General features: G+C 62.2%; 12 protein-coding genes. 8 read left to right on the top strand and 4 right to left on the bottom strand.

The window, feature by feature from the left end; all coding sequences use genetic code 11:
• Window positions 1–113: 113 nt before the first annotated feature.
• Window positions 114–605: a GNAT family N-acetyltransferase gene (locus H567_RS23845; RefSeq protein ID WP_051184635.1), complete on the bottom strand. Its 492-nt coding sequence runs from the start codon at window positions 603–605 to the stop codon at window positions 114–116.
• Window positions 606–1,089: 484 nt separating this feature from the next.
• Between H567_RS23845 and H567_RS0108485 the strand changes: the two genes are divergently transcribed.
• Both H567_RS0108485 and H567_RS0108490 read left to right on the top strand, forming a co-directional pair.
• Window positions 1,090–2,982: an autotransporter assembly complex protein TamA gene (locus H567_RS0108485; protein WP_161626582.1), complete on the top strand. Its 1,893-nt coding sequence runs from the start codon at window positions 1,090–1,092 to the stop codon at window positions 2,980–2,982.
• Between the two features lie 18 nt (window positions 2,983–3,000).
• Complete coding sequence (locus H567_RS0108490) at window positions 3,001–7,386, top strand: translocation/assembly module TamB domain-containing protein (RefSeq protein WP_153306102.1); 4,386 nt, start codon at window positions 3,001–3,003, stop codon at window positions 7,384–7,386.
• Between the two features lie 235 nt (window positions 7,387–7,621).
• Here the strand turns inward: H567_RS0108490 and H567_RS0108495 are convergent, their stop codons facing one another.
• Complete coding sequence (locus H567_RS0108495) at window positions 7,622–8,812, bottom strand: MFS transporter (protein WP_028321079.1); 1,191 nt, start codon at window positions 8,810–8,812, stop codon at window positions 7,622–7,624.
• Between the two features lie 557 nt (window positions 8,813–9,369).
• On the opposite strand from H567_RS0108495, the gene H567_RS0108505 reads away from it, so the two are divergent.
• From H567_RS0108505 to H567_RS0108515, 3 genes are read left to right on the top strand one after another with little or no spacing between them, the layout of a single operon-like run.
• Window positions 9,370–11,679 carry a xanthine dehydrogenase family protein molybdopterin-binding subunit gene (locus tag H567_RS0108505; RefSeq protein WP_028321080.1) on the top strand — a complete coding sequence of 770 codons (2,310 nt, stop codon included), beginning with the start codon at window positions 9,370–9,372 and terminating at the stop codon, window positions 11,677–11,679.
• A gap of 4 nt (window positions 11,680–11,683) precedes the next feature.
• Window positions 11,684–12,160 carry a (2Fe-2S)-binding protein gene (locus H567_RS0108510; protein WP_028321081.1) on the top strand — a complete coding sequence of 159 codons (477 nt, stop codon included), beginning with the start codon at window positions 11,684–11,686 and terminating at the stop codon, window positions 12,158–12,160.
• Window positions 12,157–13,005 carry an FAD binding domain-containing protein gene (locus H567_RS0108515; protein ID WP_028321082.1) on the top strand — a complete coding sequence of 283 codons (849 nt, stop codon included), beginning with the start codon at window positions 12,157–12,159 and terminating at the stop codon, window positions 13,003–13,005. The genes H567_RS0108510 and H567_RS0108515 overlap by 4 nt, the downstream gene beginning before the upstream one ends.
• Before the next feature lie 26 nt (window positions 13,006–13,031).
• On the opposite strand, the gene hisC is transcribed toward H567_RS0108515, so the two are convergent.
• Window positions 13,032–14,171 carry a histidinol-phosphate transaminase gene (hisC, locus tag H567_RS0108520; protein WP_028321083.1) on the bottom strand — a complete coding sequence of 380 codons (1,140 nt, stop codon included), beginning with the start codon at window positions 14,169–14,171 and terminating at the stop codon, window positions 13,032–13,034.
• The gene (locus tag H567_RS0108525; protein WP_028321084.1) at window positions 14,168–15,490 is read right to left on the bottom strand and encodes a hypothetical protein; all 1,323 of its coding nucleotides are present in this window, start codon (window positions 15,488–15,490) and stop codon (window positions 14,168–14,170) included. Before H567_RS0108525 ends, hisC begins: the two co-directional genes overlap by 4 nt.
• A gap of 364 nt (window positions 15,491–15,854) precedes the next feature.
• On the opposite strand from H567_RS0108525, the gene H567_RS0108530 reads away from it, so the two are divergent.
• The 3 genes from H567_RS0108530 (at window position 15,855) to H567_RS0108545 (ending at window position 22,696) form a co-directional block, all read left to right on the top strand.
• Complete coding sequence (locus H567_RS0108530) at window positions 15,855–18,548, top strand: DEAD/DEAH box helicase (RefSeq protein ID WP_028321085.1); 2,694 nt, start codon at window positions 15,855–15,857, stop codon at window positions 18,546–18,548.
• A gap of 161 nt (window positions 18,549–18,709) precedes the next feature.
• Entirely contained in the window at window positions 18,710–19,897 is a 1,188-nt protein-coding gene (locus tag H567_RS23855; RefSeq protein ID WP_035253741.1) for an SWIM zinc finger family protein, read from the top strand.
• A 558-nt stretch (window positions 19,898–20,455) separates the two neighbouring features.
• Window positions 20,456–22,696 (top strand): TonB-dependent receptor, encoded by a 2,241-nt coding sequence (locus H567_RS0108545; RefSeq protein WP_028321086.1) that lies wholly within the window; start codon window positions 20,456–20,458, stop codon window positions 22,694–22,696.
• The last annotated feature ends 21 nt before the right edge of the window (window positions 22,697–22,717 follow it).

Raw genomic sequence — 22,717 nt, forward strand, 5'->3', positions numbered from 1 at the left:
CGCCGGTTGCAGTTCGTCATATAGACCCGTTGCGGGAGGCGAGCGCCTCCTGCAACGGGTCTCTTGCTTTCCAGGTCCTTACCCTCTTCTGTGGACGGCTTCCCCGCCCCGTTTCACCTCAGCGTCAGATCGAAGCGCTGCTCCTGGATGGTCTGCCCCCATTGCGCGACCGTGTGCTCCTCGGTCAGGGTGAAGCCTGACTGCCGGTAGAGGCGAAGAGCGGCATCGAGGCCGCGAAAGGTCCAAAGATAGAGGCTTCGAAAGCCCGCCGCCCGGCTGAAAGACAAGGCGGACCCGATCAGTTGCCTGCCCAGGCCTTCGCCCTGAGAGAAGGGTTCGACGATGAACCACCTCAGCCGGGCCGAGCCGGGCTCCACCGGTCTGCCGTCCACCGCGATGCTTCCGGCGAAGTGCTTTCCCTGCCATGCGATCCAGAGCCCGTCGCGCCCCGTCTGAAAATTCCGCACAAAGTCTGAAAGTTCTCCCCCCACCTGGGTTTCGAAGGAAACGTCGAATCCCCACCGATCATGGTAGTAAACCGCGTGGAGTTCAGTTATCTTACCTACAGCGCCGGGGAAATATCCCGTTATGGCCGCCTCGTTCATAGTCATGCTCCCGAGTGCTGTTCAGGAAACTGGGTTGTACCGGGAAATCATTTCCGGATGGAAACGAGTCTCGCTTGGATACGGGTTCTTTGTTGATCCGAAGCGTGTGTCCTCGTTGGAGGCGGCAGGTGCATAGTCCCACCGCTCAGCGGCGGTTACCGGTTTCTTGACTCGCTTTGCGCGCTCAGGTCCACCCTGGAGGGGTAGGTCCCGGTTTCTGCATACGCTTTGCGTGCTCAGCCCCACCCCTCCGGGGAGAGACCCGGTTGTTTGACAAGCTCCGGGTGCCGAGTGCCACCCTTGCGGGGAGGGGCCCGATAGGCCTATATGAAAAAGCCAAGGGCCTGCGCGAAGGGGATCTGCAGACCGCTGCACAAGCAAACGTGCCGATGGAAGCCGAGGCCGGCAAAAAAGCGTCATTTCCCGATGGACGTGAGTGAATCGGCAGAAATCTTCGCAGCGTGTCACGATGTTCGAAATCCTGATGAAGATTCATATTAACATCCTGAATTCCACCAGTGAAAGAAGAAATTGCGCCGGCGCCGCGCCGGATACTGCGCGGCGCCCGGTTCTGCTTGCATGCTGCCGCGGGCTCCTCATCACAGGACTGCTCGCGGTTTTTTTTCTCCAGGGGTTGTCTGTTTCCGTCCGGGCTGAAACCGGGAGGGAGGGGGTCGAGTACGTCCTCCATATCGAAGGCATCGAGGATTTTGCGCTGAAGCGCCTGGTCGAGGCGTCATCGGTCACCCTACAGGAGCGCAAAAGCTATCCTCCCGCCACGATCAGGCTGCTGCGCCGGCGCGTCGAGGAAGACATCCCCAGGCTGAAGGCGGTCATGCGGTCCGAAGGATATTACGACGCACAGTTCGGCTTCGAGTTGGATGACAAGGCGGCGCCGGTCAAGGTGCTCTTCACGGTGACACCCGGTCCGCTCTATACCCTGAGACGCATAGAGGTCGAACCGGCCGACGGCTCGATGCTGCCGAAGGAGCGGATGCCCTCGGCCGGGGACATCGGGCTTCACCCCGGCAAGGCCGCCAGGGCGCGCGCGGTCGTCGATGCGGAGGCCGCCCTTCTTCGCCTGGTGCGCGGGATGGGATACCCTTATCCCGAGATCGCTGAGCGGCGGGTTCAGGTGCAGCATGGTGCGCGTGCCATGGATGTCCTGTTCGTCCTCGATTCAGGACCGCTTGCCCGCTTTGGCAAGGTCGAAATCACGGGCCTGGAGCGCCTGGACGAACAGGTGGTACGGGATCTGATCCCCTGGAAGCCGGGGGATCCTTACGATCCCGCTCCGGTCACGAAGTTCCAGGACCGGCTGCGGGAGACAGGTCTGTTATCGGTCATCCGGGTGGAGAAGGGTACGGTTTCCAAGACCGATGGAGAAATTCCCCTCAAGGTGGTGTTGACCGAGAGAAAACCCCGGACGATCGCCACGACCCTCTACTACAGAACCGATGAGGGCTTTGGAGGGCGGTTTTCCTGGCAAAACCGGAACCTCTTGGGAGGGGGTGAACGCCTGGGCTTTACAGGAACCCTTTCCCGCTTCGAGCAGGGAGGCGAGTTCAGCTTCCGCAAGCCGTGGTTCCTCCGCCAGGATCAACGGCTGGAGGCGACTCTGCGGCTGGCCGATGACCAGCCGGACGCCTATGAGGCGCGCAGTTACACCGGCCGGCTCCTGATCGGCCGGAAGCTGTGGGAGACCCTCGAACTGGGCGTCGGAGTGCAGGCCAAGGCCTCGACGGTGACGCAGTTCGAGGAGAAGAAGCGCTTCAAATACCTTTCCTTCCCGGTGTCTCTTTCGTGGGACGGGACAAGGGACCTGCTGGATCCGCAGCGAGGGGGCCGTCTTGCGTTGGAGGCATCCCCGAACCTGGACCTCGAACGCCGTGAGACGGATTTTCTGAAGATACTCGGCACGCTGACCCACTACGTTCCGGTCATCCCGAACCGGCGCCTCATCCTGGCAGGCAGACTTTCAGCGGGCGTCGAGCCGGGGCCCGATGTCCTCGAGATTCCCGCCGACGAGCGTTTCTATGCCGGAGGAGGCGGCTCCATCCGGGGGTATGCCTACCAGTCCGTGGGTCCTCTCAGGGACGGTTCTCCCGTCGGGGGCAAGGCGTTGCTGGAGATGTCAGTGGAGGCCCGGTTCGGCGTGACGGATACCATCGGTGCCGTTCTGTTCCTGGACGGAGGCAGTGCCTTTTCCGACCGGATTCTGGATGACAGCGCCGATGTCCTGTGGGGGACGGGCGTCGGCCTGCGCTATGTCACGCCCATCGGGCCGCTGCGTCTGGACGTGGGCATCCCCCTCAACCGCCGATCGGACATTGACGATCCCTTTCAGGTCTATATCAGCCTGGGGCAGGCTTTTTGATATGAGCGGTCTATGTCGATGAAGTCTTTTGCCATCAGAGCGGCCAAATGGGGCCTGGCTGCGCTCGCCCTGGTGATTGTCCTGGCCGGCGGAATCTTTACGGTGCTGCAGACGCCGTGGGGCAAGGACCGGCTCATCGAGGTCGTCCAGTCGGCCTCGCGTGTCGACGGCGTGCCGGCGGTCTACATCGAGGGATTGACAGGGCTTCTCCCCTTTGACTTCGCTGTTGGCGCCATCGAGCTTCGGGACCGTGAAGGCCCCTGGCTCCGGATCGAAGCCCTCGACTTCCGCCTGGGGAGGGTGTGGCCCTTGTTCGCAGGGAGGCTTGAGGTCGAACACTGCCGCGCCCGGGAACTCAGGATTTTGCGTGCGGTCGTTTCCGAACCCGAACCGGCACCCAAAGAGCCGGGCGATCCCCTGAAGGCCGTCGAGGATCTCCTCAGCCGTCTTGCGGTCGGCGAGCTGCGGATCGATCGCCTGAGCCTGCAGGAGGCCGTCATGGGCGAGCCGGCGGTCTTCGCCCTGAATGGCGCTTTCGGAGAGGCGGGTGCCGATCGCGGCCGCGGGATCCGGATCCTTTTCGAACGGGTGGACGACGGTCCGGCGACCCGTCTCGAAGGCGAGGCCTTCGCATGGCCGGATACCGATCGGCTGCGCGTGGCGTTTTTGTTTCACGAGGACCCGGGAGGGCTTCTGGGAAAGATGGCCTCCATTCCGGACGGGATCGAGATCCAAATGGACGGCGACGGCGAAATGGATGCCTGGAAGGGCAGGCTGAGCGCCGCAGTGGGCGCTTGGGGTTCCGCCGCGTTTCTGTTGGGGCTCGAGATCGGTGATGCCGCCCGCCTGTCCCTCGAAGGCGTTTTGCAGCCGGGCGACGGGGTTCTGCCCGTGGAGTGGGCCGGATGGTGTCTCAAGGCGCCGGAGATCGCTGCGGCCGTGCGGATTGACGGCTTCGACAGGGCGGCGATCGATCACCTGCGGATCGACACGGGGGCGGTGCATCTCGAGGGGGCCGGGTCGTTCGATCTTGAAAAGCGCCGGATGGAGGCGGGTTTCGATCTGCTCGCTCCGGACCTCTCCCCGTTGGATGCCCTTACGGGCGGCGGCCCGAAAGGGAGGTTGACCCTCTCGGGCGCGATCGAAGGGCCTTTCGACCGGCTGACGGCCCGATTCCGCCCTGTCCTCGAATCGTTCCGAATGGCGGAGCTGGGGGTCGGCCGGTTTGCGGGCGACCTCGAGGCGGAGCTGATACCCGCAGCCGAGGGGGCGTCTTACGGACTGCGGCTGGCCGGAGAGGGGGCGATCGAGGCCGTTACGGTGGCGGGCGAGCGGCCTCTCGGGGATTCGCCGCTCGGCTGGAAGATCTTACTTTCCGGGCCGACCGCTGCCGGTTGGGGGATCGAAACGTTCGAACTTGCCGCCGAGGGGCAGCGGCTGAAGTTGTCCGGATCCTTCGATCCGGAGGGGGTGCGCGGCGAGGCGCGGGTCGTCCTTTCCTCCAGGGATCTGGGCCCCTTGAGCGCCCCCTGGGGCCTGGCTCTTCCGGGGCGTGCCGACCTCCAACTCCGTATCTCGGCGGATGGGCCTGAGGATGTCGATGCCGTTCTCGAAGGAACGCTGTCGGTGCCGACCGCGGATCTTCCGCCCGGGATCCCGCCTGCTCTCGGGGGCCGATGGGCGGTTGCCGGCGTCTGCCGCCTCGATGCCGGGAGGCACTTGACCTTCGAGAATGTTCGATTCGAAGGGGAAAGGGAGACCGTCAGCGCATCGGGCACCCTCGATCTTGCAAGCAGAAGGGTCGATATCACGGCCGGGCTTCGTTCCGACGACATCGCCGCTGTAGGACGCGGCCTCGACCTGCCTCTTTCGGGTGCGCTGGCGGCCTCCGCCGTGATGACAGGGACGCTCGACGTGCCCGAAATCAGCCTCGAGACGGCCGGGAGCGAATTCACGGCGTGGGGGCTTTCCTTCCCGGACCTGCGCCTGGAAGGCTCCCTCAAAGGGCCTCTTGCCGCGGCGACCGGCGAGGCCAGGCTTTCCTTTACGAAGGAGACGGGGTTGTATGCCGTCGCGGGGGCTTACGCCTTCGGGGCGGAGCGGATCACGGCCGACGGCATCCGGGTGAGCGCCCCCGGGTTTGCAGCGGAGGGCCGATTTCACATCGCAGGGGGATCCATCGGGGGGGATCTGGCGGGAAAGGCCCAGGATTTCATGTTTCTGACCCCTTTCGTGGGTGAGGAGCCGGCCGGTGTGAGCGGGTCCGCCGATTTCCGATTCGTGCTCGATCCGTCCCCGGAGGGCGGCACGCTCACGGGGGAGATCGCCGGAGAGGGGATCCACGGATCGTTCGGAACGATCGATGCGTTCCAGGCATCCGGCCGGGTTCTTCGGCCGCTGGGACAACCCGCGGGAGAAGCGCGTCTGGAACTGAAAGGCTTCCGCCAGGCCGGATTCGACGTCGCATCGCTGACATTGGACCTGATGGCGGACTCCTCAGGTTCGTTGTTCGAAGGACGGATCGAAGGGGCGTATGGAGAGCCCTTGGCGATCGAACTGGGCGGCGCCCTCGGCTACGGAGCCGGGCCTCTCTGGATGAGGATCGAGCGGTTGAACGGGCGCTACGGGGCCTATCCCGTTCTGCTGGTCCGGCCTCTGACGGTCGAACGGGAAGGCGCTTCGCTCACTGTGGATGACCTGGCGCTGCGCTTCGGCTCCGGTTTGCTGCAGGCAACCGTGCATCTCGATGCGGAGCGTTTGGAGGGGAAGGGGGCTCTCATCGAATGGCCGTTGGAGTCCCTCCCGCCTTTCCAGTCCGCCAACCTGAGGGGAACGGCCGAGGTCGACGCGGTCCTGGACGGGTCCCTCGAAAGGCCGATCTTCGAAGCGGATTTCAACGTGAAGGACCTGAGGTCGGCGGATCCCGATTTTTCAGGGATGCCGTCGGTGCAGATCGCCGGATACGCCAGGAGCGCGGAAGGAGGCATCTCGGCCGCCGCCGGCATGCGCACGCAGGATCGCGAGGTTCTGACCGTCGAGGCCCTGGCGCCCTATGCGGTCTCCTTCTCACCGGCCGGCGCGCGCAGGATCGACGGGCGGGAGTGGTCCGGGCGGGTGGAGGCGGACATCGATCTCGCGATGTTCAACGGCTTGGTCGACTGGGAGGACCAGGTCCTGTCGGGGGTCTTGACCGCAGACATGCGCCTCGGAGGCGCCGGGGAAAACCCGTTGCTGGCCGGCGGGATGAAGGTCGTCGACGGGGCCTACGAAAATCTTCGAACGGGGACCGTCCTGAAGGATCTGTCCCTGGAAGCCGCCTGCGGCGCGGAGCGGATCGATATCACCTCGGCGCAGGCGAGCGACGGGGGCGAAGGGAGGCTCTCCGCTGCAGGCTGGGTGGCGCTCGATCCGGAGGGAGGCTTCCCGCTGCAGGTGGATCTGACCCTCGCCAATGCCACCCTGGTCCGGCGTATCGACGCCACGGTCGCAACGGATGGGGTGGTGCGCCTGACGGGGGCGCTGCGCGACATGCTGCTCGCGGGCCGGGTCGTTGTCGGTCCGGCGGATCTGCGGATACCGGAGAGTCTGCCGCCCGAAGTGGTTACCCTCGATGTGGTCGAGATCAACGGCGTGCAGGACGGACCGGCGGTCCCGGAAAAGAAAGAGAGCACAACGGAATCCCCGGGCCTTCGGCTGCGGTTCGATCTGGCGGTTTCGAGCCCGGGCCGGGTCTTTGTGCGCGGCCGGGGCCTCGACTCCGAATGGGAGGGAAACCTGACCATCAAGGGCTCGGCGGACGCCCCTGTGCTGGCCGGCCGTCTGTCGCTCGTCAGGGGGCGGTTCGACTTCCTCGGTAAACCGTTTCAGCTCACCAGGGGGGTGATCACCTTCGACGGCTCCGTGCCCCCGGATCCCTCTGTCGACGTGGTGGCCGAGGCCTCGACCGGGGATGTCACGGCCCGGGTGAGCCTCGCCGGGACGCCGTCGACCCTCAAGCTGGCGCTTTCTTCGGACCCGCCGCTGCCTCCGGACGAGATCCTCTCCTATATCCTTTTCAGGCGCACCGCCTCGCGGCTGAATGCGGCCCAGGCGCTTCAGCTCGCAGCCGCCGTCCGCACCCTGGCCGGGGGCGGCGGAGGCCTCGATTTCATGAGCCGGACGCGGCGGCTTCTGGATGTGGACCAACTCCAGATCAGGACCCCTGAAAACGGCCAGGGCGACACGACCCTGGCGGCCGGCAAGTATATCAATGAAAAGGTCTACCTGGAGGTCGAGCGGGGGTTGGGCCCGGAGAGTGGAAGGATAAGCGTCGATGTAGAGATTACGCCCAGCATCACCTGGGAGGCCGACGTCGGTGAGAACTCCGAAGGCGGCATCGGCATCAAATGGCGGCGGGATTATTGAGGTGGCTGGATGCCCCGCGCTGCCACGTCCGGCCGGGGATATCCGCCACAAGCAGGCGGCGCTCGTCAGGAAACGACTGCCCGGTAGGACCAGGGTTCCCATCTGCCAACAGCCCTTCTCGGGCAGCTAGACGTCGATCGGCGCGTTTGCTGGTTCGGCGGTCGACAAGGCCCCTCCGGCCAAACACCTCCCGCTAGCCCGAACCCCGCAGTTTTTTTTCCGAAGGGTGCCCTTCTCAATCAGATCCGCTGCGCTTGCCTGTGGTCATGGCCAGCGCAAGGGTGGCGGACCCGCCGGCGATGTAGAAGAGCAGCCTGAATTCGGCGCCGAACGAGATGAAGACCCCCCCGAGGTACGGGGTGCAAAAGTAGGCGAGGTCCATCGTGAAGAGGGCCAGATTGGTGTTGAGTCCTTTGAGAGCGGGCGGGGAGGCTGAGAAGAGCAGGGCGTTGAGCAGCGGCAGTCCTACGCCCATACAGGTCCCGTAGACCGCCGCCAGGACGTAATAGAGGATGCTCGTTGGAACGTGCGGCAGAAGGACCACACAGGGGATGAGCAGGGCGAGCGCCTTGCGGAGGGTCGAGCGTTTGTCCAGCCGGTCGAAAAGGGTGGTCCCCGTCAGGCGCACGACCAGCATCATGATCATCGAAACGCTGAAAAACAGGCCTACCTCTCCGGTGCCGATCTGGACGGTGAGGTTCTTTAGAAAATAGAAGAAGGTCGCATGCGTGAAATAGATCAGGAACAGCATGAAGAGCAGGGTGGCCACCGGCCGCCGGCGAAGGTTTTCACGGATTTCCGGCCAGGTGAGCCGGCGCATCAGCGCCGTGTCGAGCCCTTTTACCGCTGCGCCGATCCGGCCGCGCGCGGCGGCCAGAAGCAGGAGGGAGAGGATGGAAAAGATCGAAACCGCCGCATAGATGTCGGCTTCGTTCCGCAGGCGCGGCAGGAGCGCCTCCGAGAGGGGCGGTATGACCGCGTAAGGGATGATCGACGCGATGCTGATGACGCTGAAGCCCTGACCGCTCCTTTCCTGAGGGATGAAGATCACGGCGAGGGCGATGAGGGCCGAGGTGAGCAGAACGAACACCCCGCCGTGGATGATCCGCAGGACGATCATGCCGGCGACTGAATCCACCCACAGGTAGGCCCAGGAGGCGGCGGTCAGAAGAAGGAGCCCGGCCAGGACGATGCGCATGGCATTGCGCACGTTCAGCCAGGGCAGCACCACCAGGCGCAGGATGAAGGCGGACATCGGTTCGAGGCCTACGAGGAACCCCCGCCACGCCGTGGGGATGCCGATCGTTTCCAGATAGTGATAAAAGCTGTAGAAGACGCTGATATTGCAGAAGGCGGCCCCCATGATCAGGCAAAGGGAGGTGAATTCGGCCGTCATGAGTTTCGGCGGTGGGGCTGGGTCGTTCATGGATCCTCGTCTCAGATCGGCGCAGTTCCGCAACATTTGGCAGCCGGCGTTTCGTTCCGCCCGCGGCTGCGGTTTTCTCCCCGGGTGTTGCATACCCCAAGACAGATGAATGCGGTGAGAATAAACCCGGAGGATTGGAAAAACAATCCCGGTTGCGGCCTGAGGGGATCTTTTTGGATGTTTTGTCATCCGTTGCGGGCCGTGACTCTAAAAAAACCGGATTTCCTTAGCATAAAAAAGGATCCCCGGAATGTCCCGGTTTCGCGGGCGCGCCTTTAGCGTTGAACGAACGAGGGCTTTGTGCTATGCACTTGCGCAAACCGCCCCTCTTCGCGATGCAGCGGCAATCGATGCCGCAGCCGGCAAGGCGGAGAGCGGACCTGCGGCGGGCTCTCCAAAAAGCCCTGAAGGTGCTGGGACGGCGGCCCCGGCCTATCTGAGGATGGACGAAGCCTTTGCCCGGTTCCGCTGATTCTTTGCATCTATGATTTCCACTGTGGACTTTTGTAGTGTGATGGAGGGCATCCCTGGATGCCGGCCATCGAAGCGGGCAGGGCATGAGCCAGGACATTCCCAGAATCGGACGACCTTTTGTCCGTCCGGACGCGGCATCAAAGGCCGCGGGTGCGGAAAAGTACGCCGCCGACCACTATGGCGAAGGCCTGCTGTGGGCCGGGGCCAAGCGCGCCGGGGTGGCCCACGGGCGTATCCGGGCTGTTGACATCGGGGCGGCAGCGGCGCTGCCGGGGGTGGTCGCCGTCCTGACCGGCCGGGATGTGCCGGGGACCAACCGGCAGGGGATCGTCCACAAGGATCAGCCGGTCCTGTGCGACGACGTCGTGCGGCACTGCGGCGATCCGGTCGCACTCGTCCTCGCGGAAGACCGCCTGGTGCTCCGGAAGGCCCTGGACCTGATCCGGCTGGGCATCGAGCCGCTGCCCGGCGTCTTCGGGATCGACGAGGCGCTCCTCCCGGACGCGCCGCTCGTCCACGAAGGCAGCCCGAACGGAAACATCCTCCTCCAGGCCGCGCTCCGCAAAGGCGACGCAGAGGCGGCCTTGCGGTCCAGCCCCGTCGTCGTCGAGGGGATCTTCGAGGTCCCTTTCATCTCCCACGCCTTCCTGGAGACGGAAAACGGGGTCGCCTGGCAGGAGGCCGACGGCCGGCTCGTTCTGGTCGTTTCCACCCAGGCCCCCTTCCGGGACCGCTGGGAGATCGGCCATGCCCTCGGCATCCCGATGGACCGGATCCGGATCATCGGGCCATACCTGGGGGGCGGCTTCGGCGGAAAGGACGGCGCCACGGTCCAGTGCCTGCTGGCCTTGGCGGCCTTGCATGCCGGGGGGCGGCCGGTGAAAATGTGGTGGCCGCGCGAGGAGAGCTTCCTGGCAGGGTACAAGCGCCACGCGGCGCGCATGCACTACCGGATCGGGGCATCCGAAAATGGTGAACTCCAGGCGCTCGACTGCCGCCTGTCCTATGACACGGGGGCCTACGCGCACCTGGGCGGCGAGGTTATGGCCCTCGGGATGGAGCATGCCTCCGGACCCTACCGCATCCCGCACACCCGCATCGAAGGCGTGTGCGTCTACACGAACAACCCCATCGGGGGCGCCATGCGCGGGTTCGGGGTGGCCCAGGTGAGCTTTGCCGTCGAGCGGATGATGGACCGGATGGCGGCGCGGCTGGGGATCGACCCTTTGGCCCTGCGGCGCAAAAACGCCCTCGAACAGGGCGATACGAACGGGTGCTGCGTGCGGCTGACGCAGTCCACCGGCATCCGCGCCTGTCTTGAAACTCTGCAAAAGCATCCCCTGTGGCGCGGGCGGGAGGCCTGGAAGGCCGCGGCGGGGCCGTTCAAGAAGCGGGGCGTCGGCATGGCGGCCCTCTGGAATGCCATGGGATACGGCCGCGGGCTGCCTGACTCGGCCATTGCCAAGGTGGAACTGACGCGCGAAGGGGCCATCCGGGTCTATAACGGGGTCAGCGACATGGGCCAGGGGAACACGAGCGCGCTCTTCCAGATCGCCGGTGAGATCCTGCGCCAGCCTGAAACGCGCATCGAGGGGGTGCAGCCGGATACAGAGCGGACATACCCGTCGGGCTCCGCGGCGGCGGGCCGCACCACCTACACCTATGGAAACGCCCTGATCCAGGCCTGCGAGGAACTCCGCCGCCGGATTCTGGGCTGGGCGGCGCTGATGCTCTTCGCTGACACGCTCGACGACCTCGAGCTGCTTCCGGAGCGGGTGCGATACGCGAAGGCGAAAAAAGAGGTCTCCCTCCGCGACATAGCCGCCATGATGCGGGACGAGGCCCGTGTCTGCATCAGCCAGTTCATCATGCCGGTCGCAGCCGATGCCCCGGATACGGGGAAGGAATTCGTGATCGGGTTTCCGCACCTCCTATTTTCCCACGCCGCCCATCTCGCGCTTGTCGAGGTGGACGAACTGACGGGGGCCGTCGAGGTCAAACGCTATCTTGCGGCAACGGAGGCGGGGAGGGTGCTCAACCCGCAGACCTTTGAGCAGCAGGTCGAGGGGGCCGTCGCCCAGGGGATCGGCTACGCGCTGAGCGAGGCGGTGCGTCTGGAAAAGGGGCGCATCCTCACCCCCGATTTCGCGACCTACATCATCCCGGGCGCACTGGACGTGCCGGAGATTGTCTCCATCGCCGTGGAGGCTCCGGAGGCGACGGGCCCCTTCGGGCTGAAGGGCGTCGGGGAAGTCGGGATGAACGGTCCCCTCCCGGCCATCGCCAATGCGGTATCGGACGCCTGCGGCATCGAACCGAATCATGCGCCTCTCACGGGGGAAAAGGTCCTCGCTTTGATCCAGGGCAAAGGCGCAGCATCTCATGCGGAGTGAAGTCGTGGAAATCCGCTTTGTCTTGAACGGAAAAGAAACGCAAGTGAGCACGGCGCCCGACCGGCGGGTGGTCGACCTCCTGCGGGAGGACCTGGGGCTGACGGGGACGAAAGAGGGCTGCGGCAGCGGAGAGTGCGGGGCCTGTGCGGTTCTGGTGAACGGCGAAAGCCGCCTGAGCTGCCTCATGCTCGCCGCGCAGCTGGATGGAAAGGCGCTGACGACCATTGAAGGCGCTCCAGAGGACGGCCGCCTGCAGGCCCTCCAGGAGGCCTTCGTCCGGTGCGGGGCGGTGCAGTGCGGCTTCTGCTCCCCCGGCATGATCATTGCTGCCGCGGACCTCCTCGGGGCGCGCCCGGACACCGGCCGGGAGGCGATCCGCGAGGGGCTTAGCGGCAACCTCTGCCGCTGCACGGGGTACGCCAAGATCGTGGATGCCGTTCAGGCCGCGTTCGAGAAGCTGCAGGGAGGCCCCACCCCATGAGAGAGGTTTTTTCCCCGGAGAGCCTGGAGGCGCTCTGGCCCCTGTTGGAGGCGCCGTCATGGGCGCTGCTTGCCGGCGGGACGGACCTCCTGGTAAAGATGCGGGCCGGTCGGAGCGATCCCGCCGCCTTCATCTGCCTCGAACGGATCGCCGAACTCCGCGGGGTGCGCGAGGGGGAAACGGATCTCTGGATCGGGGCCTGCACGTCCCATGCGGAGCTGATCTGCCATCCGCTCGTCGAGCGGCACCTTCCGGTGCTTCACCAGGCGCTGCGAACGCTCGGCTCCCCGTTGATCCGCCGGATGGGGACCCTCGGCGGTAATATCTGCACCGCCTCCCCTGCAGGGGACACGCTCCCGCCGCTATATGTCCTCGATGCGGTTCTGGAGCTTCGAAGCCAGAGCGGGATGCGGCGTGTGCCGATCGGGGAGTTCATTACAGGGCCGGGGAGGACAGGCCTCGAACAAGGTGAGATCCTGGCAGGTGTTCGGGTGGAGAAGCCGGGAGGGAGGCAGGTGCACCATTTCGAGAAGGTGGGGCAGCGCAAAGCCATGGCCATCGGGGTGGCGAGCATGGCCGCCCTGCTGCGCCTCTCCGTGGACGGGGAAATTTTTTCGGCGCGGTTTGCGTGGGGAAGCGTCGGCCCGACCGTTATGACCTGCGCCCCGGCGGAGGCGTTGCTGGCCGGCAAGCGGCCCTCGCGGGGGGTGTTCGAGCAGGCCGCCGCAGTTGCGATGGCGGCCGTGGCACCGATCGACGATGTTCGTGCATCGGCCGAATACAGGCGCAGGGTTTCGGGCAACCTCCTGCTGCGGCTTTTCCCCGAAGGATCGACCCTCACCTGAAAACCCGAAAATCCTTCGTCCTTCCTTCAGCGCGCGGTTTTCCGGTTCCTCAGACCCGGGAGTTTGAGGATCTTTTCAAGGGCCTCCACGAGGGCCTCCAGGGCCTCCATGCGGGAGAGGGTGATGCGGATGCAGTTCGGGAACCGGAACCCGGTCATCGTCCGGACCATGACGCCCTCCGCCATGAGCCTTCGATAGGCGAGCGTGTCGCTGATGGGCAGCCTCACCATCATGAAATTCCCTTCCCCCACCACGACGGGCAGGTGCATCCGCGCGAGCTCGCGGCCGAGGAAGTCCTTGCCCTGCCGCACCATCGAGCGGGTCCGTTCGACATGCTCCGCGTCCCGGATGGCCGCCTGCGCCGCTTCCTGGGCCAGGACGTTGACGGAGTAGACGGTCATGGTTTTCCGGATGGTTTGAACCACCTCCGGGCTTCCCGCCAGGTAGCCGATGCGGAGCCCAGCCAGGCCGTACATCTTCGAAAAGGTCCGGAAGACGACCAGATTGGGGTAGTCCTCCATCAGCGACATTCCGTCCGGGTAGTCCGGCTGGTCCACGAACTCGCAGTAGGCCTCGTCCACGACGACGATGCGCCGGCCGTCGACGGCATCCAGAAAGGCCCGCATCCGTTCTGTGTCCCAGTAGGAGCCGGTCGGGTTGTTCGGATTGCAGACGAAGGCGATCTTGGTGCGGTCGTCCATCCTTTCCAGCATGGCCTGATCGTCGAATTCGAAATCCTTGAGCGGAACGAGCCGCGCCTCGAGCCCCGAGAACTCGGCCACCCACTCGTAGACGGCGTAGGTCTTGTCGGCCGTGACGATGTTGTCCCCCTGCTGGCAGAAGGTCTTGATCACGCAAGTGATCACTTCGTTCGCGCCGTTGCCGACGATGAACTGGTCGGGGTGCTTCCCGAAGGTTTCCGCGAGCGCTGTCCGGAGGTAGTAGCAGTCCCCGCTCGGGTAAACCGCAGCGGCGGGCGGAGGGAAGCGCTGGATGATCCGCTGCGCCTCCGGCGGCGGGCCGAGGCAGTTTTCGTTGTTGTTGAGGCGGTAGAGGCGGTCGCACCCATAGAGCTTCTTCAGCTCGGGGTCCGGCTTGCTCGGGATGTAGGCCTCGAAGCGCCGGATGTAGTCGGGGACGAGTTGCTGCAGGGCCACCCCGCTCATTTGGGGGCCCCCTTTCGCGGATGCTGAAAGAGCAGGAGGTCGGACGCGCCGCCGTAGGGCATGACGATGCGCGGCTCGAAGCCCTGCCTGAGCAGCATCGGGGTGAACCGCACGTGCCAGGGGCTTCCGAGATCCATGGCGAACAGGATGTTCGAGAGGGATTCCTTTTCGAGCAGCGCGAGATGGTCGGCCAAGTTCTGCTCCGCGTCTTTATTCCACCAGACCGGGCGAAGAATCGCCTCTTCGTGAAACGGGTCGAGCGTTACGAAGATCACCGAATAAGGAGAGGGGGTTTCCCCGAGGTCGCTGACGGTGCGGATGTGGCGGGCCAGCCCCAAACGGGTGTACTCTCCCGAAAGATAAGCCTGCAGGTCCGGGTGACACCAGACCGCCGTTCCGAGATCCTCCTCTATCTGCCGGTAATAGAACGGGTTGGATCGGACCTTTCCGTCTTCCCCCCGGGGCTCCAGCGTCCCCAGCAATTCGAACCATCCTTCCGGGATGTGCCGGGTCGGGTGGCGCAGAATCAGCCCGATCTTGCCGGTCCGGGCCAGGGAGGCGATGCAGGCCTCGATCAACTCCGCGGCCATCCGGGAGGGGTCTTCCTGCCCGAAGATGTAGGGGCCGGCGGCTTCGACCACCTGGTTTTGAGAGATGTGAAGGAGGATGCCTCCGCCGATGTTTCCTTTCTGGTCCGTCGCGATCAGGACGGTGAACTCGCCGGCGGCGGCCATGTCCACCACCTTGCCGGGGAAACGGAAGGCGAGGGGGAGTTGGGCGGTTTGATAGAAGGTCAGGGCCATGTGGACGAAGGTCTTCAGTTCTTCCGAATCGGGGGGACGGACCGAAAACGATTCAAGGGGCTTTGCGGTTCCGCTCCAGTCACCGGAGAGCTCCGGATAGGCCTTTTCCTTGATGAGCGTCAACATCAGGCCTTCCGGCATGCTTTTCAACCGGAACCCGTCGACCATGCGCGAGGCGATGATGAGGCCGGTCTCTTCGAGGCTGGATTCGTCCTCAGGCGAGACGCGTGCCGTGAGGTTGAAGGCCCGCAGGTCGAGGTTGCGGTCCGGCAGCAGGAAGGCCTCCTCGACGCAGTACACCCTTTCCTTGCAGAGGATCTCGATCTCGCCGCCTCTCGCCGCCGTCCTCGATAGGTGTTCCACGAGTTCTTCCGTGGCGAGCGTCAGGGCGAGGACGCTTTTTTTGTCCAGCTTGAAGGCGGCGGCGGATTGCTCCGCGAAGGCGGCCGCCAGGTGAATCAGATCGGGGTCGACGGTCATACGCAGCGCCACCTGGCGCATCGGCTTCGGCTTCACGGGTCGCTCCTTCCAGCCCTCCAAGGGGCGCCGCCCTGTCAGGGGCGATGGCAAAAAGCAGGGTCTCGGTTCCGATCCCTTTTCGAAGAGGGAACGTTCATGCCCAAAACGTCGACTCGCCGGTGCTCAAGAAACGCGTGCGAGGAGAATCATTGGAGGAAGAAAATAAGATGGACTCGATCGAAAAATCATGTAATTTCTAAAAAGACCCTTTTTACCGGAGGGGCTATAGGCGGGGTCTTTCCTGTCTTGTTCACCCTCTAGGGATGCCGGCTGATTGGCCGGCCGTGCCATCGTGCGGCGTCCTGCCGATTTTTAGCTGAAAAACCCTCGATTGTCCACTGTTTTGCCAGCGTTTACCGCCATGAAGAATGATCAGGACACACTGCAGATCCGGTTGACCAGACGGGGCTTTTTGCGGTTGGAGCCGCAGGAGGCCTCGCCGCCGTCCCGGGCCTGGGAGGCGCTGCAACGCTCCTTCGAGGCGGACTGGCGTTCGGGGCTTTTCTTGCTGGCGGCGGAAAAGCTCTCCTGCGACGGCCGGCTGACCTTGCGGTTCTGGCAGGATTGGGCCGCACGGTATCTGACGGCCCTGTGTCACGTCCCTGCGGAGATGGCGACCTTCGCAGTCGATCCGCCCTCGGATGACGTGTGCGAGGCGCAGGCCCTGGCCGCCCCGCCCATGCGCGGCGGGGAGTATCTCACGGCCGCCGTCCTCCGGGGCGTGTGGCTCGAACTGGACGGCTGGGTCCGGAACGAACTCGAAGGCGGGGAGGGGCTCGAGGCCTTCTTGACCACCCGTGCGCCCCAGTGGCGGCAGGTCGGAAGGGTCTGTTTCCATCTGGCCGAAAACAGGCAGGATGAGCGGCGCCCTTTCGCTTTTATGGCGACCTTCTCCACGGGTTTCGGCGCCGCCGGTCAACTGAAACACCTGGCCCTCGGCAAGGCCCTCGAACAGTATGCCGGGGCTGGAAACCGGCCGGTTCTCATCAAGCTGCTCGCCCCGGTGCAGCGGGCGGGGGAAACCTGCGTGTGGGTGAGGGAACTAACGGCGTCCCGGCGGATCTACCAGCCGATGGCCTGGTCGGCGGAGCAGGCCTACACCATGCTCCGGAGCGTGCCGCTGCTGGAGGATGCCGGGCTTTCGGTCCGGCTGCCCAACTGGTGGAAGAAGCGCGCCCGCCCCCGGGTGAGCGTGAAGATCGGCGAAACCCGAACGACGCTCGGGACCCGGGCGCTCCTCGATTTTGATCTTCAGGTCGCACTGGGGGATCGAACGCTCTCGCCCGAAGAGCTGAACGCGATCCTCGATGGAGCCGACGGGTTGGTCTTCATCAAGGGCCAATGGGTGGAAGTGGACCGGGCGAGGCTCCGGGAGGCGATGGCCCATTGGGAAAAGGTGCGGAGATCGGCCGGAAAGGATGGGATCTCTTTTATCGAAGGGATGCGTCTGCTCGCGGGGGCCTCGGCGGATCTGAAGCATGAAGAGGAGGCGGAACGGCACCGGCCGTGGTCGGAGGTCGTCGCCGGCGATGCCCTGCGGGGCATCCTGGCGGGCCTGCGGGATCCGGGCCGATTGGCTCCTGTGGATACGGGCGGTGCGCTGAGAGCCGATTTGCGGCCTTATCAGCGGGAGGGGCTCAGTTGGCTGCGGTTTCTGAGCGGACTCGGGTTGGGGGCGTGTCTGGCCGACGATATGGGGCTCGGGAAGACGATCCAGGTCCTGGCCCTGCTGATCTGTGCGGTGCAAGAACCTGCCGGAGCGCAGCGGCATCCGGCGCTGCTCGTGGTGCCCTCCTCGCTCCTCGGGAACTGGCGGCAGGAGGCGGCGCGCTTTACGCCGGATCTGCGGCTCGTTTTTGTGCACCCGGCCGAGACCGACCGCCGCACGCTCGACCGGATCGCCCGCGAGCCGGCCCGCCTGGCCGAAGCCGACCTGGTGGTGACGACCTATGCCATGGTGCACCGCCAGCCGTGGCTGGCCGATCAGCATTGGCGCCTGGTGATCCTGGACGAGGCCCAGATGGTCAAGAACCCCGCAACGCTTCAAAGCCGGGCGGTCCGAAGGCTTTCGGCCGATGCCCGGATCGCCCTGACCGGGACGCCGATCGAGAACCGGCTGGCGGACCTCTGGTCCCTCTTCGATTTTCTGAATCCGGGCCTCCTGGGGTCCGCCGGGGTCTTCCGGACCTTTGTCAAGGGCCTGGAGGCGCGCCCCGAGAACCCGTTCGAGCCGCTCCGCCGCTTGGTAGGGCCCTATATCCTGCGCCGCCTCAAGACCGACCGGCGCGTGATCGCCGATCTCCCGGAAAAGACTGAAATGCCGTGCTATTGCACCTTGACCCGGCAGCAGGTCGCCCTCTATGAGAAGACGGTCCAGGACCTGAGGGGGGCGTTGAGCATAGTGGAGGGGATAGCCCGCCGTGGGCTGGTCCTTCAAACGCTCCTCCGTTTGAAACAGATCTGCAACCATCCAAGCCAGGTCACCGCCGACGGCGATTATCGGGCGGAGCGGAGCGGGAAGTTCGTGCGTCTTTCCGAGATCGCCGGCGAGATCGCCGAGCGTCAGGAAAAGGCCTTGATTTTTACGCAGTTCCGGGAAATTATTCCGGCGTTGGCGGATGTGCTTGCAGCGGTTTTCGGCCGGCCCGGGCTGGTCCTGCACGGCGGAACGCCCGTCAAGCATCGCAAAAGCCTGGTGGCGCAGTTCCAGGACGAGGACGGCCCCCCGTTTTTCATCCTTTCGCTCAAGGCGGGTGGTACGGGGCTCAACTTGACGGCCGCCTCCCATGTGGTGCACTTCGACCGCTGGTGGAATCCGGCGGTGGAAAATCAGGCCACCGACCGGGCGTTCCGCATCGGTCAGTCCTGCAATGTTCTCGTGCATAAGTTCATCACGCGCGGCACCGTGGAGGAGCGCATCGACGTCTTGATCGCCGAAAAACGGCAGTTGGCCGAAGAGGTCCTTTCCCCGGAGGGCGAGGTGAATCTGACCGAACTCTCCGACGATGCCCTGATCGAACTGGTCCGTCTGGATATCAGCCGGGCGGCTGCCTGAGGATTGGAAGGGACGTTGTTCAAGGGTTCCTGATTGTCAGCTTGTTTCCATCCGGAAAAGAGTGTCCGGCACGACAAAGTTTCCAGTCCGGAAACGGGCTTGTCTTCACAAGCGCCTGAACGGTGGAAAGTTCGATAGTGGTCAGGAGGACGTGGTTACCGATGGCGAGAAGAGGAAGAAGATATACCAGTTACTGGCCGCCCTACGTGCCGGTCGCGGAAAAACGGGCCAAGGCCGCCCGGCAGGCGCAGAAGCTGATGAAGAAAGGGATGCGGATCGACCCCGTCGAGATCGAGGGGCGCACCATTACGCGAAGTTTCTGGGGCAACGGCTGGTGTGAGCACCTGGAATCCTTTTCTGATTACAGCAATCGCCTGCCTCGGGGACGGAGCTATGTCCGGAACGGGTCTGTCTGCCATCTCGATGTTCTCCCCGGCCGCATCGATGCCCTGGTGAGCGGAAGTTCCCTTTACTCCGTTTCAATCTCGATCAAGGAATTGCCGGCCCGGGCCTGGAAGGAGATCAAGAACCGTTGCGTGGGGCAGATAGGTTCCATGCTCGAACTGTTGCAGGGGAAGCTTTCCGATGAGGTCATGCGGATTGTGACGGATAGAGAAAAGGGCCTCTTTCCTGGCCCCAGGGAGATCACGTTCCGCTGCAGCTGTCCGGATTGGGCGGTCATGTGTAAACATGTGGCCGCAGTCCTCTATGGTGTCGGGAATCGGCTAGACAACCGGCCTGAACTCCTTTTTCTCCTCCGCGGCGTCGATCCCGAGGAGCTGATGGGCGCCGGGGTTGCGCTGCCAGCCGCCGTAGCTGAAGGAGAAGGCGGGTTCCTCGCCGAGGAGGATCTGGGGGATATCTTCGGAATCGAACTCGATGCATGCGACCCGAAACCCCGATCCGCAGAGTCTAAGAGGCGTGCGACGGGAAAGGGCGGCGCTTCGGCTCTTCCGGCTGCCCCAGGTAAGAAGGCGCGGCGCCCGAGACCTGCTGCTCGTTCCGCGCGGGCCAAGTCCTCCACAAAAACTCCGCCGAGATCCGCCTCAGCGCCGGCTAGCGTTGAACGTCCCGCCCCAGCCGCGAAGTTGAAGCAAGGAAGGGTGCCGCCGCCCGGGAAGACGCCCTTGCGTACTCCTCCGCCCCCGGCTCTTCCCCGGCTTCGCCCGTCCGGTCAGTCGGTCGCCCGCCTGCGCCGGACCTTGAAGATGACCCCTGCCGAGTTCGCGGAGCGGCTCGACGTAACAACCGCCACCGTCTACCGCTGGGAGTCCACCACCGGCCGCCTCAAACTCAAGGACCGCAGCCTGCAGGCCCTTCGCATTCTGGCCGCTCTGGCAAACAAGTAAGCGGATCGGGCGCCAGACCCGGACATATCAGGCACGCCGGTAAATGGTTGGCGGATCTTCGCCTCGATGCTTTGCCGGAGCAAAACTCCGAAAGAAAGGCGAAAAGATTACTTTCCCGATGCCTCTGTTCGGGAGGGAGTCAGTTGAGCGGGTAGACCCCCCCGTAGTGGAACAGAGATTTTTCTTGACGATCTATTCCATATTGGAATACTACATAATGCATTAAAAGGCCGCAGTGCTTCGGATCTTTGCATATTCCCCATTGTGGGACAGAAGAGGACCTCTGATCACGCCTGCCTTGCGGATGCGGAACAGGCGTATGGCGTCGAATGAGCCCGTTTCCATGCGGAGAAAAGCTTTTTGCCGGATATGAGACAAGAATCCTTCCTCCTCGACTGAAAACTTGGTTGTCCCCAGTCGATCATTTCCGGATGGATACGAAGCCTTTCAAGGCATTCGACGCTCGATGGCGCAATTCTTGTTAGTGGAAAATATAATCATATAAATCTTAATCATTTATGCATGTCTTGAACGAGACGACCTGAAAGGAGATTCGAGATGAAACGGTTGTTCCTGGCGGCGCTTTCGATGGGTTGTATGCTGTTGAACGGCTGGGCGTTTTCAGCGGAAGAGGTTATTTCCCTTCCTGATATCATCGTACAGGGCGAGTTCGAAGAGGCAGATTTTGTGGGGCCGATGTTTACAGAAACCAACACCAAAACAAAAATTACGGAAAAAGCGATGGATGTCCTCGGAACAGGATCCACGATGTCCGTACAGAAAACCATCAATCTCATGCCCTCGGTGAATCAACAGAGCGTTGATCCTTTCGGTCTCGGGGATATCAGCAATTATCATGAATCGTTCAGATTCAGAGGGGTGGAGGCAACCAGTGGCGGCAACCCCGCCTCCCCGGTCAATGTGGAAAACATCCCTGTCAGTGGGAGGCCGGGGGGAGGAGCCAACATCTACGATATGGAAAATTTCAAAAGCGTATCGATCTACAAGGGAGGGCTTCCTGCAGATAAGGCTTTCGGTTTGACAAGCATCGGCGGAAAAATTGATCTGGAGGTTAAGAGGCCTTCGGAAGAATTCAGCTTCGATTTCAGGCAGGCGTTGGGAAGTCATGACGCAAGGAGAAGTTTCCTTCGCCTCGATACGGGATTACTGCCTTCCGATACCGCCGGATTTTTGTCGTACTCCAACACGAATGTAGACAAGTGGAAAGGCGAAGGACATTCCGGCAGGAACAATGCTATGGCTGGGTTGACACATAAACTAGGCGAAAAATTCGAAATCGAAGCATTCTCCATCTATAACAATGCAAAAGTAAACACATACAGGCCGCTCAATTATAAGCAGGCATCTTCTCTGGATAAAAACTACAATTTAGAATACACAAATGATAAAAATGATTATTTTTACTATGATTACAACAAGAACGATTTCGTTGATTTCAATTTTTTTATAAATGCAAAATATAATATTTCAAATGATGCTAAAATAAATTTAAAACCATTCTACTGGAATGATCATGGATATTACTCTGAAACAATCACCATGAAAAATGGACAAAACAGAATCAGAAGATGGGATACAGATCACGATATCGTAGGCGCTCTGGCGGAGTATAATCAGAAAATTCGATCATTCGATTATACAATAGGTTATTTTTACCTTGAACAGGAGAGGCCGGGTCCGCCCACATCCTGGAAATTGTATAAACTCGATTCCGGAGAACTGGTTTTCGACAAGTGGCAAATTCTTTCCAATTCTTCAAAACATCGTCAGCATGCTCCGATTGCGTCAGGGAAATATTCTTACGGTCGATTGACACTGGAAGGGGGTGTCAGATATCTGCGCTATTCGATGCCGGACATAACCACCTACGATGCAACCGGCATCCCGGATGTAAGCTATGAGGAAGCACTTAATTTGACGACGTCCATCGAATCGAAGGCGAGTGCGCCTTCAAAGGATTTTGATAAGATTCTTCCCAATTTTGGTTTGAATTACAAATTCAAAGATTCTTTGAGTGCCTACTTTTCTTATGGCAGGAATTTCGGCATGAGCGTCGCTCTTTATCCTTATTATATTTCTCAGAAAAGCGAATTTTACAAACAAGGCATAACACTTCAAGATCTATGGAATAAACAGGAGCTCGAAATAGCCGATAATTTCGATCTCGGCTTGAGATACATCTCTGAAAAGCTCTATATTGTTCCAACGATCTATTATGCCAAACACAAAAACAAGGCTGCCACTTATTATGACGACTCGCTCGGGGTCAGTTTTCCTGCAACCATTTTCGATGCCGAGGGGTACGGGTTCGAGCTGGAAGCGGGCGCCGTTCCTACCAGGAATCTGTCTCTGTATGCATCCTTTTCTTACAACCGGTTCTATTTTTCTCAGAATATCTATAATCAGGGGGGGGCCGTTGTACCGATCGACGGGAATCAGGTGCCTGACGCCCCGGAATTTCTGGCCAAAGCGCTGCTGAGCTACAGAATCGGCAATTTTTCACTGTCTCCAATCCTGAGATACACATCGAGCAGGTACGGAGACATTTTGCAGACGGAAAAAGTGGATGAAGCACTGATAGTCGATTTCGACATTACGTATACGACAGCGATCCCCAAAATAAACGTCCGCGAATTGGATGTTTCTCTGTCGTTCTACAACCTGATGGATAAAGAATATATCAGCATTATCAACACCTCCGATTATCAGACGCTTGGCTCCACGTATCAGTCCGGCGCCCCTTTTACCGTCTTCCTTTCTGCCGCCGTTCATTTTTAAATAAATCAATCGAGTTTTTGG

Source organism: Desulfatiglans anilini DSM 4660 (genome assembly GCF_000422285.1).
Taxonomy (GTDB): Bacteria; Desulfobacterota; DSM-4660; order Desulfatiglandales; family Desulfatiglandaceae; genus Desulfatiglans; species Desulfatiglans anilini.